The organism is Natronorubrum aibiense, from assembly GCF_009392895.1.
In the GTDB taxonomy this organism is placed as follows: Archaea; Halobacteriota; Halobacteria; order Halobacteriales; family Natrialbaceae; genus Natronorubrum; species Natronorubrum aibiense.
Genome location: NZ_CP045488.1, coordinates 2029362 through 2045990, shown reverse-complemented (window position 1 = coordinate 2045990; position 16629 = coordinate 2029362). Strand labels below are relative to the sequence as shown.

Here is a 16629-nt window from a genome sequence, read left to right as displayed (position 1 = left end):
TTCGCGTCGGAGTGCGTCGCTCGAGCGTGGCTGGGAGTTGTGCCGATTGGAATCGACAATCCTCCAAGAAATGAATATAAACTTTTCTCGAGTTTATATTACGGAGACTAGCATAGACCAAAGAGTTTCGTGTCAATCGATTTGATCGTCTCTCTCGTCTCTCAAACTGCCCGAATAGAAAGTCCCGTGTGATCAGTTGTCATATTTTCTATAAAAAGAATAATGCACTCATTGTGTCTCACAAGGAATGTAGATGCCTGCTGGAACAGACCAAACACTTCGACCGTTTTTGTGGCGTGCAGCCAACCTGTATCCCGACACGGAGATCGTCTCCCGGAATCACGACGGGATGCAGCGATATACCTACAGCGAGTACGATGACCGGACGGCCCAACTCGCGAACGCACTCGAGGAGTACGGGATCGAGGAAGGCGACCGCGTCGGAACGTTCTGTTGGAACCACTCGCGGCACTTCGAGACGTACTTCGCCGTCCCCTCGATGGGGGCACAACTCCACACGATCAATCCGCTGCTCCCCGACGCACACATTCAGTACATCGTCGACAACGCCGACGATCAGCTGATCTTCGTCGACCAGTCGCTCGCGCCGAAACTCGCGGGTGCGGTCGCCGACGCCGACGACGAGTTCGACGGCGTCGAGTTCGTCGTTATGGGCAGCGAGGAATCCGACGACCTCGAGTCGACCGCCTACGAGTCGTTCATCAACGGCCACTCGAGTGACTACGACTGGCCCAACGTCTCCGAGGAACAGCCCGCAGGGATGTGTTACACCTCGGGGACGACGGGGAACCCGAAAGGCGTCGAGTACACCCAACAGATGCTCTGGAGCCACACGATGGCCTCCCAGACGCCACAGGGGATTCCGATGGCCGACGACGACGTCGTCATGCCCGTCGTGCCGATGTTCCACGTCAACGCCTGGGGGATGCCGTTTACAGCGACGGCAGGCGGTGCCAAGCAGGTCTTCCCCGGTCCCTCTCCCGATCCGGAAGACCTCGCGGGCCTGATCGAAAACGAGGGCGTGACGATCAGCGCCGGCGTCCCGACCGTCTGGTTGGGTCTGATGGAGTACTGCTCGGAGAATCAGGTCGACCTCTCGACGCTCGAGACCGTGATCGTCGGCGGGTCGGCGGCCCCGAAGTCGATGATCGAGTGGTTCGACGATCAAGGTGTCGAAGTGCTCCACGCTTGGGGGATGACCGAGATGGCACCGATCGGCTCGGTTTCGCATCTCAAAGCCGACCTGCAGGACGCGGACTACGAGACGCAGGTCAACAAGCGCAGCAAGCAGGGACTGATGGTACCCGGCCTCGAGTTCAAAGTCATCGACGAAAACGGCGAGGAAGTCGACTGGGACGGCGAAGCGTTCGGGGAACTGTGGATGCGCGGCCCGTGGGTGACGACGGAGTACTTCAAACGCCCCGAGGCGAACGAAGCGGAGTTCGAGGACGGCTGGCTCAAAACCGGTGACGTCGTCACCGTCGACGAAGACGGCTACATCGAGATCGTCGACCGCGAGAAGGACGTGATCAAATCCGGCGGCGAGTGGATCTCCTCGGTCGCCCTCGAGAACGCGATCATGGCTCACGACGACGTCTCGGAAGCGGCCGTCGTCGGCGTCCCCCACGAGCGCTGGCAGGAGCGACCGGTCGCGTTCGTCGTCCCGACAGCGGACGCCGACCGCGAGGCACTCGTTGACGAAGTCACCGAGATGCTCGCCGACGAGTATCCCAAGTGGTGGCTGCCGGACGAAATCGAATTCATCAAGAACGTGCCGAAGACGGCAACGGGCAAGTTCTCGAAGAAAGACATCCGCGATGAGTACGCCGACCAGTCGCTCGTCGACGGGCGAGTCCCGGAAGACGCCGCCCCGGATCGCGACTAACGACGCGAGCCGCGACGGGAGTTCGTCTTACTCGAGGTCGTCGACGAGGTCGCTCGCGACGCCGGTGTACCCCGCTGGCGTCAGGGCGTGGAGTTCCTCGCGGACGTCCTCGTCGACCTCGAGGTCGTCGAACATCTCTCGGAAGTCCTCGATCGAGACATCTTTCCCGCGAGTTACGGCCTTGACGCGCTCGTAGGCGTCTTCTTGACCCTCGCGCCGGAGAATCGTCTGGACCGCTTCGCCGATGATCTCGGGAGTCGACTCGAGGTCCTCGCGCATGACCTGCTCGGTCGGGACGACTTTCGAGAGCCCTGCCGACGTTTTGCCGTAGCCGATCAGACAGTGAGCGAACGCGGCGCCGATGTTTCGCTTGACCGTCGAATCGGAGAGGTCACGCTGGAGGCGTGACGTGGTGACGTAGTCCGCGAGGAAGGTCAGATCGGAGTTGGCCTTCGAGAGGTTGCCCTCGCTGTTCTCGAAGTCGATCGGGTTGACCTTGTGGGGCATCGTCGACGACCCCGTTTCGCCCTCGACGGCCTCTTGTCCGAGGTAGCGGTCGGAGACGTAGAGCCACACGTCCAGATCGAGGTCGAGGAGCACGTCGTTTGCGCCACGGAAAGCGTCGAAGACGGCGGCGAGGTCGTCACACGGGTTGACCTGCGTCGTGAGGGATTCGAACTCGAGGCCGAGTCCCGTCACGAACGCCTCGGCGAACGCCGACCAGTCGACGTCGGGGTAGGCGGCGACGTGGGCCGCGTAGGTCCCAGAGGCCCCGCCGAGTTTGCCGCTGAGTTCGTCGGTCGCGCGTCGAATCCGACCCGTCGCACGCCCGAGACGGGCCGCGTAGACGGCCATCTCCTTGCCGAAGGTCGTTGGCGTCGCGGGCTGACCGTGGGTGCGAGCGAGCATCGGGAGGTCGCGGTACTCGCGGGCCATCTCGGTGAGCGTCTCGCGGACGTCGTACAGCGCCGGCAGGAGGACCTCGTCGACGGCGTCCCGAACGAGCAGTCGGTGGGCGAGGTTGTTGACGTCCTCGCTCGTGAGTCCGAAGTGAATCCACGCCGAGGCGTCGCTGTCCTCGGGCAGGCGGTGGCGAACGAAGTACTCGACGGCTTTGACGTCGTGGTTCGTCGCGTCGAAGCCGGCGTGGCCCTCGGTCTCGAGTTTCTTGATCAGTTGGGCGTCCTCCTCAGCGAAGTGTTTGTAGAGCCCGCGGAGATGTTCGCGCTCCTCGAGGTCGAGTTCCAGCGGCGTCGCCTCGAGGTCGGCGAGCGCGATCAGGTACTCGACTTCGACGCGAACGCGGGCTCGCATGAGCGCGGCCTCGCTCGCGTACGGCGAGAGTGGTGCGGTCCGACTGCCGTAGCGGCCGTCGAGCGGTGAGACGGCGTACAGGGCGTCAGTCTCAGTCATTGTGCGAGTCTTTCCAGCACGGTCTAAAAGGGTATCGAAACGACGGGCCATACAGAACCACGAGTATGCATATCTCGAGTGACCAGTGTAGAAATTGGGGCGTTGTGATACACGAACATGTATATATTGGTGATCGAGACCGCAACCACTTTGTCGCTTGCAGGCGGGAGTCCGACCATGACGCGAATCGCCGGGATGGCCGGAAACCGAGGACGCAACCTGTTGAACATCGCCGATCGACGGCCGGGCGGGGCCGAACTCGCCGTAATCCTCACGAACAGCGAGGACGCGCCGGTCCTCGAGGCCGCGGCCGAGCGCGGGATTCCGACCGAAGTCGTTCCGCTCACCGAGGAGATGAGCCGCAGCGAGCACGAGGAAGCCGTGCTCGAGGCGCTTTCCGACTACGAGTTCGACCTCGTCTGTCTCGATGGGTACATGCGCATCCTCTCGGATACGTTCCTTTCCGAGTCGCCGACGACGCTGAACGTCCACCCCTCCTTGTTGCCGTCGTTCCCCGGTATGGACGCCTGGGGCGACGCGCTCGAGGCGGACGTCTCGGTGACGGGCTGTACGGTCCACGTCGTCACCGACGCGACCGACGACGACGGCGCGGTCGTCGACAGCGAGGTCGACGGCGGCCCGATCGTCACGCAGGAGCCGATTCCGGTCTACGAGGGCGACGATGCCGAGCGCCTGAAAGAGCGCGTCCTCTACGAGGGCGAGTTCCGCGCATACCCGCGGGCAGTGAAGTGGTTCGCCGAGGACGCCGTCGATGTCGATCTCGAGGCCGGTGAGGTTACCGTCGACGCCGACGTGGCGAGCACAGAGAGCGACGACCACAACGGCCTGGCCGCACGTCGACTCGTCTCCAACGACCGCGCGGACACGCTCCGCTACGGGGAGAACCCACACCAAGATGCCGCGGTCTACGCCGACTACACCTGCGACGAGGCCAGCGTCGTCCACGCGGATCAGCTCAACGAGGGCGCGAAGGCGCTGTCGTACAACAACTACAACGACGCCGACGGCGCGCTCAACCTGATCAAGGAGTTCGACGAGCCCGCCGCCGCGGTGATCAAACACACCAACCCTGCCGGCTGTGCGACCGCCGACTCACTGGCCGAGGCCTACGAGAAGGCCCTCTCGACGGATCCGATGAGCGCCTTCGGTGGCATCGTCGCCCTGAACCGCGAGTGTGACGCCGACACCGCCGAACAGATCATCGACTCGTTCAAGGAGGTCGTCGTCGCGCCCGGCTACACCGACGACGCCCTCGAGGTCCTCTGCGAGAAGGACAACCTGCGCGTGCTCGACGTTGGCGAGTTGGGTAAGCGAACCGAACGATTCACCGAGAAGCCACTCGTCGGCGGCCGACTCGTGCAGGAACGCGACCTGCAGTCGATTTCGGTCGACGACTTGGAGGTCGTCACCGAACGCGAGCCGACCGACAAAGAACTCGAGTCGATGGTGTTCGCGTGGCAGACACTCAAACACGTCAAGTCGAACGGCATTCTCTTCACGAAAGGCACTGAGACGGTCGGTGTCGGGATGGGACAGGTCTCACGCGTCGACGCGGTGCGACTCGCGGCGATGAAAGCCGACGAGCACGCAGAGGGCAAGGACGCTGAGGGCGCGGTCATGGCCTCGGACGCGTTCTTCCCCTTCCCAGACGGTATCGAGGAGGCCGCGAAGGCGGGTATCGAGGCGGTCGTCCAGCCCGGCGGCTCCGTCAACGACGACGACGTGATCGAGGCCGCAGACGAACACGACATTGCGATGGCGTTTACCGGCCAGCGGAGCTTTAGACACGATTGAACGACGTGAAATCGTGTCTCAGTTCGACGGACGAGCGAAGCGATGTCCGTCGCTGCTTGAGATACGACTGGTCTTGTTGAAACCCTCACCAATTCTACTGATCAATATCTGATCGTAGTGAGTGTGGGCTAACAAATTGGCAAATAGAAAGGCTAATTCGAGGAATATTGCGTTTGCTCTACCAAGAAATGGCGAACAGGGACGACGTCGACAGAGAACTTGCCAGATGTGCCGACTGCGGGGCTGTGTATGCAGCACGACAGTGGCCTACTGGCAAAGTCCAGCCAATCGGAAGCGATCGCTGCGAATGCGGCTCCACTGACTTTATTATCGTCAGTAGCATCGACGACGAATCGTCACCGGGAGGAGCAAGCGCGGAGTAAGCAGCACCGACTACGCGGTGAGCGGTCACGGTCAAAGCTGATTGGCGATTGAATCGTCCCACTTTCGCGCGTTATCTACAGCACGACGCCCGCACCCTATCATCGATTGAGGGGTTCAACAGGACCACACGACTGCCCGTCGACCCGAACATCTGAGGCGGCCGACGCGATCAGCTGTGGCGTCGCTCGAGCGCGAGTCGATGGCGGACGAATCGCGATCCGTGGACGATCGCCACGCTGAGTGCGTAGTAAAACCCAAGCAGGGTAAGGAACACGACGGTCTGATTGACCCCCGGAATCGAAAACAGCACGTCGAGTCCCAGCGGGTCGAACAGCACTGCTCTGACCGCAGCGACGGGTGCGTAGACGAACAGCCGAAACACGACCTCGAGTGCGGAGAACACCGCGGCCGGAAGCGGGATCACCTCCTTAAACGAGAACACGGCGATCATCGCAGGAATCGCAACGAGCACCAGAAAGACGGCGCCAACGGGATGGGTGGACAGCCAGTGCCACGCGGACTCGAGTCGATTCACAGCAGATGTATATCTCGTTGACACCAAAACGATTTCTATTCAGTCGGTCGACAACTAATTCATACCGAAGACGCGGTAGTGACACGTCACGAGCGCACTTACACACGGCAAGGGAAGACGGTGGTGAGCACACTGCCGACCGAACGAACCGCTCTTTCAGCCGTTGCCCGTGACGGCCAGCCATCGATCGTCAGCCGGAGTAGAAAGTTCATATAGCAGGACGAACCAGTAGTAGCTATGTCGACGCGCCTTCGTTCGGCGGTCTCTCGGCGGCGTCTGCTTGCCGGCGTCGGGACGGGTCTCTCGACAGTCGCTGTCTGGGGGCTCGCGCCGCTCGTCACGAGCGGTTCGCCCCCGGACAGCCGACCGAAGGTCATCGGGCATCGGGGCGCGGAGGGGCTTGCACCACCCAATACGCTCGCGTCGATCCAGCGCGCACTCGAGGTCGGTGTCGACGGGATCGAACTCGACGTTCGACGGACCAGCGACGGCGAGTTGCTCCTGTTTCACGACCCCGTTCTCGACTGGAACTCGACCGGACAGGGCTGGATCGAGAGCACGCCTTGGGGCGAGATACAGGGCGCACAGATCGACGGCGAACCGCTCATTACGCTGCCGGACGCACTCGAGGTCATCGCCGAAACCGATGTCTCGCTGTATCTCGAACTGAAGCAGGCGGGGTACACCGATGCGGTGCTTGAAACGGTCGACGAGTACGGCCTGCTCGATCGCCTCACCGTCATCGCCTTCGAGACGGCTGCACTCGATCCGGCACAGCGACGCGGCGTCTCGACCGGCCTCATCGGATCGGCACCGACATCACAGCTGGTCGCCGACGCCGCCAACTACGGGACCGACAGCGCGTTCTGTCACTACGCACCCCATCTGACCGCACAGTTCGTCGACGACGTCAAAGCCGAAGGACAGACGGCTGGCGTCTGGAAACTCGTCGATACGGAAGAGACCGTCCGAGACGCGATCGAAGCCGAGCCGGACGTGTTCGTTACGAACCGTCCCGATTACGCGTTCGAGCACGTAGACCGCGATACGTCGACACAGTAGCGAGTCCCCGTCGGTATCCATCCGACGCTGAGATCGACTGTGTGAGAGTCGTACTAAATCGACGAGGAGTCCACAGTGACGAGATCGTTATGTGCCGTTATTTTGGCCAGCCTAAAATCGAACAGCTTTTTAATTATTAGGCGGGCCTAAAAACATGGACACGGCACGGCACGTCAATCGCGGTCGGCGACAGATACTGGGAGCGGGGATCGCAGTCGGAAGTACAGCTGTCGCCGGCTGTCTGGGCAGTATCGGCGATGACATCGACGAGACCAGCGACGCTGGCTCGTACACCGTCTCGCTGGATCACCTGGGGGAGACGACGTTCGACGCCATTCCCAACTCCGCCTTCGTCACCTTTCCACAGTACGCGGATATGGCGATCGCTCTCGGCCACGGTGAGGCGGTTCAGTCGCTGTTTGCGACCGAAATGGCGGGAACGACGATGGACATGTTCTACGACCATCTCGAGGGGGTCGACTTCGAGTGGGAGACGCTGGACGATCCACTCGCGGACGGACTCACCAAAGAGGAACTCTACGCCTACGACTGCGACGTTCATTTCCTCGATCCCTCGTACGTGTTACTCACCGAGTCCGGCTGGACCGAATCCGAAATCGACGAGATCGGCGAGGCGCTGGGGCCGTGGTACGGAAGTTTTCACAGCGGCGTCCACAGCGATCCCGCAGACGCCTACGCCGAAACCTACGAGTACCGAACGCTTTGGGAACTGTTCGAGACGGTTGCCGAGATCTTTCAGGAGCGGGACCGATACGAGGCGCTTGCGGCAGTGTACGACGACGTGTACGACCGAATCGAGTCGACGCTGCCGCCTGAAGACGAACGACCGACAGTCGCGCGGGTGACACTCGGCGACGGCGAGTTTTTCACCTACCATCTCAACACGCCTGGCTTCTGGCAGGCCGAGACGCGGCCGCTCGGGGCCCACGACGCCCTCGCCGAGTACGACTGGTCGGGCGACTGGGGCACCGTCGACTACGAAACGCTCCTCGAGGTCGATCCGGACGTCATCCTGCATCTCTGGGGGATCACCCCGCGCTACGCCATCGACGACGTCCGCGACCGCCTCGCGGACCATTCCGCGGGGAGTACGTTACGAGCCGTACAAAACGACCGCGTCGTCGCCAGTGGTATGCGGTATCAGGGACCGATCATGAACCTCTTCCAGCTCGAGATGACCGCCAAACAGCTCTATCCCGACCAGTTCGGAGCGTGGCCCGGTCACACCCCCGGCGACTCCTATCCCGAGTTCAGCGCGGACGAGCAGTTGTTCGATCGCCAGCGCGTTGCGACCATCATCACCGGGACGGAGTGATGTCCTCGCTGTGACCGCTCGAGTCGAGTTGCTGACTCGAGCGGCGACGCTATCGGGCTGTAGTCGCGGACAAACGAATCGAAAGACGCCGTCAACAGCTAGTCGTCAGCAGGGACGGCTCGCTGGTCTCGCGAGCCAGCCATCGCGAGCACGTCGTCGAAGAAGTCGAGGGTGTCCTGTGGGCCGGGGTTGGCTTCGGGGTGGTACTGGCGGGTGATGATGTCGTGTTCGACACCATCGAGCCCTTCCGGCGTGTCGTCGTTGACGTTGATCTGGGTGACCTCGAGGTGGTCGCCGGGGTTGTCGACCGTATAACCGTGGTTCTGGGTGGTCATGACGACCTGCCCGGAGTCGAGGTCGAGCACGGGCTGGTTGACGCCGCGGTGGCCGAACGTCATCTTCTCGGTCGTGCCGCCGAGCGCCTCGGCGACGATCTGCTGGCCGAGACAGATGCCGGCAACAGGCATGTCCTCGACGAACGCGTCGACGAGGTCGATCGCTTCCTCGTAGTTCGCGGGATCGCCGGGACCGTTCGAGATAAAGAGGATGTCAGGGTCGACGGCCTCGACGTCCGCCTCGGTCGCGTCGTGTGGGAGGACGTGCACCGTCGCGTCGCGCTCGAGCAGCGAGTCGATGATCGAGCCCTTCGCGCCGCAGTCGACCAGCGCAACCGTGTCGCCGTCGTTGTCCTCACCGTGAACGACCGCATCGTCGACGCTGACCTGTGCGCCGATCTCCGTGTGGTCGCTCATGGCCTTGCACTGTTCGAGCTGCTCGAGTGCGTCTTCCTCGGTGACGTCGTCGCCGACGGCGATCCCGCATTTCATCGCGCCGCCGTCACGGATGTCGGTGACGACTTCGCGGGTGTCGAGATGGTCGACAGCGGGGACGCCCTCGCTTTCGAGCCACTCGGAGACGTCGTCGGTGAGTTCCTTTGCGAGGACGGCGCGCGGGTGGATGCGGTCCGATTCGAACCGTTCCTCGCGAACGCCGTAGTTGCCGATCAGCGGGTACGAGAAGGTCAAGACCTGCTCCTCGTAGGATGGGTCAGTCAGACTTTCCTCGTAGCCAGTGTACGCCGTGGTGAAAACGAGTTCGCCGCGAGCCGTTCCCGGAGCACGACCACGTCCCTCGAGTACATGGCCCCCCTCCAGTGCAACGTAGGCTGCTGTCATTACGATCTACGTATTGGAGCAACCATCATAAGTGTTGTCTTCGAAGCTGAGTTACGAAATTCGTAATCGGTAAGTGCGTGTCGGGCATAGTCACGCATCTCCATGGACGACCTGGACCGACAGATACTCGATATCCTTCGGCGAGACGCCCGGACGCCGTACACCGAGATCGCCGACGAGGTCGGGACGAGCGAGGGGACCGTTCGCAACCGCGTCGAACGGATGATGGACGACGACATCATTGAACGCTTTACCATCTCGACGCGGACGGGAAACGTCAAGGCGATGCTCGAGGTCGGCGTCGCGGTCGACGTCGACACCAAGGCCGTCTCCGAACGGATGGCCGAGTGGGAAGAAGTCGACTTCGTCTGGATGGTCTCGGGCGAGCAGGATATCGTCCTCGTCGTCGACGCCGCGGACACGCGCGGGGTGAATGATCTCATCACGAAGGCTCGCGATCAAGAAGAGGTCGTCAGCACGAAGACGCGTCTTATTCTCGACGAGGAGTTGGGGTAACCGGCGTCGGTCCAGTCTCGATTTCGGTTTCTTCCTCGCCCGGCGGCGTCCCGACTCCCGGCGTCGGTCGCTCGAGTGCGTCGATCACGCGTTTCCGGCTGTGGATCGCCCGATAACCGCGGCGCAGGAGGCGATCGGGCCACGAGCGGGAGACACGTGCGCGCACCCGTCCGTCGCGGATCGCGTCGACGAGCGCCTCGGGTGTGAGTCGGTCGGCTTCGACGACCGTGTACGCCCGGCCCACCTCGAACGGGTAGTGGGCGTCGCTGCCGCCGACCAGCGGGAGGTCACGTTCGGCCGCCAGCTCCTCGACGAGCGATCGCGAACGGGGATGTTTGCCGTTGACTTCCATCGCGTCGAAGGGGACGTCGGCGAGTTCTCGCACGGTGCTGTTTCGAAACGGGTGCGCGACGATCGCGGCGCAGTCGCGGTCGTGTGCCAGCGCGACCGCCTCCTCGGGGGAGAGCGCCCCGGGTTTCGTCGCCGCTGGCGGGTCGGGCCCGACGACGAGGACGTGGCCGTGATCGGTCGTGATCTCGATTCCGGGTAATGTCTCGACGCCCGAGGGCGGATCGAACGCCGTGTAGTAATCGTGATTGGTCGTCACAACCCCATCGAGACCGCGTCGGTCGGCCATCGCGGTGAGCAGACGAACGCCCAGCGGGTCGAACCGATCGCCGAGAGCCCGATGACCGTGGAAAAAACGCGTGTGTGCGTGCAGATCGACGGTGTACACAGGAACGCAGACGCCGGCCAGACCCTTTTGTCCTCGGCCGGCGTGTCCCGGAGTATGCAACCGGAGGGGTCGACCGGCGCTCGAGCGGCCGATCGCGTACTCATCCTGAATCCCGAAAGTGGGAGCCAGAATCACGTCGACGACGTGGTCGAACTCGGCGGCGAACACGGATTCGACATTCGAAAGACCGAGGAGAGCGGCGACGCGAAGCGACTGGCCCGCGACGCCGCCCCCACCGCCGACCTCATCGCCGCAGTCGGCGGCGATGGAACGGTCAACGGCGTGGTCAACGGTATCGCTGCCGCCGACGAACTCGAGACGACGACGCTCGCTGTCGTGCCCACCGGAACGGGCAACAACTTCGCGACGAACATCGGCATTCGGGGGATCGAGCACGCGTTTACGGTACTCGAGGAGGGACGACGCCGGTCGATCGACGTCGGAGCGGCGAACGATCGGCGCTTCGTCAACTCCTGTGTCGGCGGCATCACCGCCGAAGCGAGCCGCAAGACGACCTCCGAGAGCAAGGCGGATCTGGGCGTGCTCGCGTACGTGAAAAACACGCTCGAGACGGTGGGGTCGTTCGATTCACTTCCGCTGCGGGTGGAGACTGCGGCGGGGCCGAACGGGAGACGAACACAGGCCTGGACGGGAAACGCCATATTCGTCCTCATCGGCAACTGCCGACGGTTTACGGGCGCACGAACGGCTCAGGCCAACGTCGAGGACGGCCTGCTCGAGGTGACGATCGTCGAAGACGTCCCGGCCGTGAACTTGCTCGGCGAGGCGGCGTTCAAACGACTGTTCGGCGGCGACAGCTCGTATATCGTTCGTCGGCGAACCCCGTCACTCGCGATCGAGAGCACCCGAGATGCCATCACGTACAGTCTCGACGGCGAAATGCTCGAAACCCAGACACTCCACCTCGAGACGAATCCGCGGACACTCAGGGTCGCTGTCGGCGACGGCTACGAACCAGATCCGGACGACGGCGTCTTGTAGGCACCGTCGTGTGCCAGCACACTCGGTCTGACAGAATCAGTCACAGTCTGTTCACCGGTCTTGGAGTGCGTTCGACTGACGACGGACGCTCAGTTCTCGAGTTCCGTGTGGAGAGCCGATACTGGTTTCAGGAGTCGACGTAATTGGAAGACTATGAGCACGCCACAGGAGGACGTAGAACACGAGAACGCCAGACAGGACGTGATCGCCGTCGACGAAACCGACACCGAACTCAAGTTAGTCAACCGTCTTGACGCTCACACCGGCGACGGTATTCGCCACCGGGCGTTTACGTCGCTCGTCTTCGACGGCGAGGGGAACGTCTTGCTCGCCCAGCGAGCGCCCGGGAAACGCCTCTGGGGGACCTACTGGGACGGCACCGTCGCCTCTCACCCCGTCGCGGGGCAGAGCCAGAAGGAGGCAACTCGACAACGACTCGAAGAGGAGTTGGGGATTACCCCCGACCAGTACGACGACCTGCGGCTGACCGACCGCTTCGAGTACAAACGCTACTTCGAGAACGCGGGCGTCGAACACGAAGTCTGTGCCGTCCTGAAGCTGACGTTGTCGGATCGCAGCCTCGAGCCAAACGAGGAGGAAGTGGCGGGACTGCTGTGGGTGCCGTACGAACGCCTCCACGAGAATCCGGAGTGGTACCGCCAGCTTCGACTCTGCCCGTGGTTCGAAATCGCGATGCGACGCGACGTCCGGGACTGACGGGAATTTCGCTCGCCGCGTATCGATCCATGATAACAAGCAACAAGGCTTATTACATCACCCTTCGTAGCGTTGGTCGAGGGCCGACAGAATCGGTCCGTGTGACGAAATGAGTTCCCCACAACCGGAAAAGACCGAGACGCACGAAGTCACGCTCTCTAGAGACGAGCAATGGGTCACCCACCACCTCCTCGTGAGCTATCTCGACGAGTCGATCGACGAGGGCGAGAACGCCCCCGAGTGGATCGTCGAGTCGATCGAGGCAGTCGAGGACGCCGAGCGAACAGCGGTACTCACCAACGGGCAGGCTCGAAACCTCTTCGAGGCGATGACTTCGTATGTCGACGATGGGGAAGTTCCCGAGCGAGACGCCGTCCACGGATCGACCGTCGCCGACCGCCTCGAGACGCGTCTCGAGGCGACCGAACCGACGAGCCAGTAACGACGGTCGCTGTTTTTTGCCGCTTACGGTCGCGTCGTCGCCCAGACGGCCGTCACGGCCAGGAAAAACGCCGGAATCAACGGCAAGATCAACAGCGCAAAGCGGTAGCCGACGCCCGGCGGCCACAGATAAATCGCGGCCGGGGCGACGAGAAAGGCGACGACGATCATTCCGACGACCAGCCAGCCACGCCAGTCGAACTCTCGGTCTGCCGTCTCGGGATGAGCCGGGCCGTCGTTCCAGTCGTCGTTCGGTGACTCCGCTCGCGTTCCCTCATCGTCGAAGGCGGCGGGATCGTGGACGTAGCCGTCGTCGCTCGAGGTCACAGGCTATCGTTTCGAGCCTGTGGTGAAAGCCCTCACGGTTCCGGAGCGAGCCGGTTTACTCGAGTTCGCTGTCGGGGCGGACGACGACCTTGCCGAACCCTTCGCGGTTTTCGATTATCTCGTGGGCGCGTTTGCTCTCGCTCATCGGCAGCTCCTCGCGGATCGCCGGTTCGAAGGTGCCGTCCCAGACGAGTTCCATCACGTCGTCGACCTGACCGGGCGTGGCCATCGTCGAGCCGATGATCTCGAGTTGGTTCCAGAAGATTCGAGGAATGTCCGTCTCGGGGTTGCCGCCGCCGGTGCCGCCGCAGGTGACGAGCCGCCCGCCCTTGGTGAGACTCTTCAGGGAGTCCTGCCACGTGGGTGCGCCGACGTGTTCGACGACGACGTCGACGCCGCGCCCGCCGGTCTCCGAGCGGACCCAGTCCGCGAAGTTCTCCTCTTCGTAGTTACAGACGTGGTCGGCACCGTGTTCCTCGGCGTACTGCAACTTCTCCTCGGTGCTACCGGTCGCGTACACTTCCGCGCCCGCGTAATCTGCGATCTGGAGCGCGGCGTGTCCGACCCCGCCGCTGGCTCCGAGAACGAGTACCGACTCGCCGGCCTCGAGGTCCGCGCGGTCGATCAACATCCGCCAGGCGGTCTGGAAGACCAGACAGCTCGAGCCGGCGACCGCCCAGTCGACGTGTTCGGGAACCGGGATCAGGTTGTCCTCGGAGATTGCAGCGTACTCGGAGTGGATGCCGGTGACGTGCTCGCCGATGATGTGATAGCGCGGATCCAACGTCGGGTCGTCCATTCGGAGATCGCCGACGCCGGCCGAGAGGGCGACGTGGTCGCCTTCTTCGAACCGGGTGACGTCCTCGCCGACTTCCTCGACGACACCGGCTCCGTCACTGCCCGGAATGTGTGGCATCTCGAGATCGATTCCCGGCATTCCTCGACGGGTCCAGATATCCAGATGGTTGAGCGCCGCCGCTTTCACGTCGACCAGCACTTCGTTGCGGTCGATTTCGGGATCGGGATACTCGCCGTACTCGATGACGTCTGTGTCACCGTGTTCCGTGACTTTGACTGCTTTCATACACGCGAGTCAACGCAAACCCGCCTCATAACAGTTGGGCTATGCTGTCGGTGACCACGGTTACCCTCGGTGCGTTTTACATGTCGGCCTGAGAATGGGACCGTATGAACGAGCGGAACGAGCGTGCAGACGACGCGACGACACCGCCGGACGGAGACGACGAGCCGACGGTTGACCCGGATCGTGACGAGAACGACGCACAGCCCGAAGCGGCGGCCGAAACGGAAGCAGACGCCGAAACTGAACCCGAAACGGATACTGAAACCGAACCGGATGTCCGACCGCTCGGCGTCGGCGTCGTCACCGTCGCGACGGATCGGACGATCGAAAAGGACGCCGCCGGCGAGACGATCGTCACGATCCTCAAAAAGGACGATCACGAGATCGCGATACGAGAACACGTCGACGCCGACCTCGACCAGATCCAATCGGTTGTCTCGAGGCTGCTCGACCGCGACGACGTCGATTTGATTGTCACCGGTGGCGCAACCAGCATCGAACCCGACGACGTCACCATCGAGGCCGTCAGTCCGCTGCTCGACAAGGAGCTTGCGGCATTCGGCGACCTCTTTACGACGCTGGCCTACGAAGAAGTCGGCACCCGCGTTATCGCAGCCCGAACGCTTGCGGGCGTTGCCGACGGCATTCCCGTGTTTTGTCTGCCCGGGAACGAACCCGCAATCCGACTCGGTCTCGAGCGAATAGTCATGCCCGAGATCCACCACCTCATCGACCTCGCTCGTGCGACACCCGGTGACGCCGACCTCGAGGAAGAAGCCGAAGCCGGCGACGATCTCGAGACGGAAATGGACAGCGATCTCGAGGAGGGGGCCGCTGCAAACGCAGACACGCAAGCGAACGCGGCCGATACGGAACACGAGACAGCGGCGGACGCGGCTCTCGACGTCACGTCCAACGGCGACGGCGACGACGGTGAGTGAGATGGGAGGATCGGACGACCACAACGGCGACGGCGACGTGCCCACCGCCAAAGAAGCCGTTCGCGAGCGCGTCTGGGACGCCCTCGAAGACAGCGGCGAGGCTCGCTTTCCGTTCCCACCACACGGGCGAATCCCGAACTTCGCTGGCGCGGACGAGGCGGCTGACCGACTGGCCGCCCAACCCGAGTGGCAGGCCGCATCGACGATCAAGGCCAACCCCGACGCCCCGCAGCTACCGGTTCGACGGCGGGCACTGCGGGAGGGAAAAACTGTGTATATGGCTGTGCCGCGACTCGCGGACGAACAGTGCTTTCTCAAACTCGATCCCGACGAACTCGAGGACTACGACGCAGCGACGACGGTGTCGGGGTCATCGAAACACGGCGAGCAGGTCGGGCCGGACGCCGTCGAGGCGATCGATCTGATCGTCTCCGGCAGTGTCGCCGTTACCGACGAGGGCGGTCGTATCGGCAAGGGAGAGGGCTACAGCGACCTCGAATACGCGATCCTCCGTGGGCTCAACCTCGTCGACGCGGGGACGACGGTCGCGACGACGATTCACGAGCGCCAACGGCTCGACGAACCGGTCGTGATCGACGACCACGACGTCACGATGGACCTGATCGTCACACCCGAGCGGACGATTCGTCCCGACAGTCACGAGCAGCCGACCGGAATCGACTGGGAGCTGCTCTCGGACGAGCGACTCGCGGAGATTCCCGTGTTACGGCGGCTACGAGAGCAGTAGCTGGGCGAAAAGCAATTTCAGCGAAACGGCATCAGCCCGAGGCGCGAAACCCTCGCGCCTTGGGGGGTGCCAACCGCAGGGTACGACGCGAGCCGGTGCAGAGAGCTCGCGTCGGTACCGGGAAACGGAACGGTGTGGCAATGGTGGGGAAGGGTGCTGTGGTGGGGTTGCTGGAAGTCACGGGAACAGGCAGTGGATGCCTTGGTGGGGTCTGCCCGTCAACTTCCATCCGACAGTACTGGTGGCTGTTACTTGAACGGGGGCGATGGTATGAGATCCTTGCCCCGAATTCGACCGAATTCAATCCGGGTTTACTCGGCCGAATCGTCGCTCGAGACCGTTTATTACTCTACTACGAACGCTAATTGCGGCTTTCGAAACTGAATCTCGAGTTCCGTCGACTCACCGGTGAGACGGCCTGCTGTCTCGAGTTCCCGGTGCACCGCCGGACGGTCGCGAGTCGCGAGTACACCGTCACTGACAGGACAAGA

General features: G+C 62.8%; 16 protein-coding genes. 10 read left to right on the top strand and 6 right to left on the bottom strand.

The features are described 5' to 3' along the window. The first annotated feature begins 253 nt into the window (after window positions 1–253). Complete coding sequence (locus tag GCU68_RS10020) at window positions 254–1906, top strand: long-chain fatty acid--CoA ligase (RefSeq protein WP_152941228.1); 1653 nt, start codon at window positions 254–256, stop codon at window positions 1904–1906. 27 nt (window positions 1907–1933) lie between these two features. On the opposite strand, the gene purB is transcribed toward GCU68_RS10020, so the two are convergent. After that, entirely contained in the window at window positions 1934–3319 is a 1386-nt protein-coding gene (gene purB / locus GCU68_RS10015; protein ID WP_152941226.1) for an adenylosuccinate lyase, read from the bottom strand. A gap of 177 nt (window positions 3320–3496) precedes the next feature. Between purB and purH the strand changes: the two genes are divergently transcribed. Then, window positions 3497–5134 (top strand): bifunctional phosphoribosylaminoimidazolecarboxamide formyltransferase/IMP cyclohydrolase, encoded by a 1638-nt coding sequence (gene purH / locus GCU68_RS10010; RefSeq protein WP_152941224.1) that lies wholly within the window; start codon window positions 3497–3499, stop codon window positions 5132–5134. A gap of 553 nt (window positions 5135–5687) precedes the next feature. On the opposite strand, the gene GCU68_RS10005 is transcribed toward purH, so the two are convergent. Beyond that, window positions 5688–6053, bottom strand: coding sequence for a hypothetical protein (locus GCU68_RS10005; RefSeq protein WP_152941222.1), 366 nt, complete (start codon window positions 6051–6053; stop codon window positions 5688–5690). Window positions 6054–6290: 237 nt separating this feature from the next. Between GCU68_RS10005 and GCU68_RS10000 the strand changes: the two genes are divergently transcribed. Together GCU68_RS10000 and GCU68_RS09995 are read left to right on the top strand one after the other, a co-directional pair. Beyond that, window positions 6291–7115 (top strand): glycerophosphodiester phosphodiesterase, encoded by an 825-nt coding sequence (locus GCU68_RS10000; RefSeq protein WP_152941220.1) that lies wholly within the window; start codon window positions 6291–6293, stop codon window positions 7113–7115. A gap of 154 nt (window positions 7116–7269) precedes the next feature. Next, the gene (locus tag GCU68_RS09995; RefSeq protein WP_152941219.1) at window positions 7270–8451 is read left to right on the top strand and encodes an ABC transporter substrate-binding protein; all 1182 of its coding nucleotides are present in this window, start codon (window positions 7270–7272) and stop codon (window positions 8449–8451) included. A 98-nt stretch (window positions 8452–8549) separates the two neighbouring features. Here GCU68_RS09995 and carA read toward each other — a convergent pair whose 3' ends face one another. Beyond that, on the bottom strand, window positions 8550–9626 hold the full coding sequence (carA, locus tag GCU68_RS09990; RefSeq protein ID WP_152941217.1) for a glutamine-hydrolyzing carbamoyl-phosphate synthase small subunit: 1077 nt from the start codon (window positions 9624–9626) through the stop codon (window positions 8550–8552). 102 nt (window positions 9627–9728) lie between these two features. On the opposite strand from carA, the gene GCU68_RS09985 reads away from it, so the two are divergent. After that, a complete protein-coding gene (locus GCU68_RS09985) occupies window positions 9729–10142 on the top strand; it encodes an Lrp/AsnC family transcriptional regulator (protein WP_152941215.1) in 414 nt (137 codons plus the stop codon). Here the strand turns inward: GCU68_RS09985 and GCU68_RS09980 are convergent. Beyond that, window positions 10117–10878 carry a PHP domain-containing protein gene (locus GCU68_RS09980; RefSeq protein WP_152941213.1) on the bottom strand — a complete coding sequence of 254 codons (762 nt, stop codon included), beginning with the start codon at window positions 10876–10878 and terminating at the stop codon, window positions 10117–10119. The two genes, GCU68_RS09985 and GCU68_RS09980, sit on opposite strands and share 26 nt — an antisense overlap. A gap of 54 nt (window positions 10879–10932) precedes the next feature. Here GCU68_RS09980 and GCU68_RS09975 point away from each other — a divergent pair, with 54 nt between their 5' ends. The 3 genes from GCU68_RS09975 to GCU68_RS09965 all read left to right on the top strand — a co-directional run bounded on the left by GCU68_RS09975 (window position 10933) and on the right by GCU68_RS09965 (window position 13039). Next, window positions 10933–11880, top strand: coding sequence for a diacylglycerol/lipid kinase family protein (locus GCU68_RS09975; RefSeq protein ID WP_152941211.1), 948 nt, complete (start codon window positions 10933–10935; stop codon window positions 11878–11880). Between the two features lie 153 nt (window positions 11881–12033). Then, window positions 12034–12597: an NUDIX hydrolase gene (locus tag GCU68_RS09970; RefSeq protein WP_152941209.1), complete on the top strand. Its 564-nt coding sequence runs from the start codon at window positions 12034–12036 to the stop codon at window positions 12595–12597. A 109-nt stretch (window positions 12598–12706) separates the two neighbouring features. Continuing rightward, complete coding sequence (locus GCU68_RS09965) at window positions 12707–13039, top strand: DUF7853 family protein (protein WP_152941207.1); 333 nt, start codon at window positions 12707–12709, stop codon at window positions 13037–13039. A gap of 23 nt (window positions 13040–13062) precedes the next feature. Here GCU68_RS09965 and GCU68_RS09960 read toward each other — a convergent pair whose 3' ends face one another. Further along, window positions 13063–13365 carry a hypothetical protein gene (locus tag GCU68_RS09960; RefSeq protein ID WP_152941205.1) on the bottom strand — a complete coding sequence of 101 codons (303 nt, stop codon included), beginning with the start codon at window positions 13363–13365 and terminating at the stop codon, window positions 13063–13065. 55 nt (window positions 13366–13420) lie between these two features. Further along, on the bottom strand, window positions 13421–14449 hold the full coding sequence (locus tag GCU68_RS09955) for a zinc-binding dehydrogenase (RefSeq protein WP_152941203.1): 1029 nt from the start codon (window positions 14447–14449) through the stop codon (window positions 13421–13423). Window positions 14450–14553: 104 nt separating this feature from the next. On the opposite strand from GCU68_RS09955, the gene GCU68_RS09950 reads away from it, so the two are divergent. Continuing rightward, on the top strand, window positions 14554–15390 hold the full coding sequence (locus GCU68_RS09950) for a MogA/MoaB family molybdenum cofactor biosynthesis protein (RefSeq protein WP_152941201.1): 837 nt from the start codon (window positions 14554–14556) through the stop codon (window positions 15388–15390). 1 nt (window position 15391) lies between these two features. Further along, the gene (locus tag GCU68_RS09945; RefSeq protein WP_152941199.1) at window positions 15392–16138 is read left to right on the top strand and encodes a 5-formyltetrahydrofolate cyclo-ligase; all 747 of its coding nucleotides are present in this window, start codon (window positions 15392–15394) and stop codon (window positions 16136–16138) included. Window positions 16139–16629 lie beyond the last annotated feature (491 nt).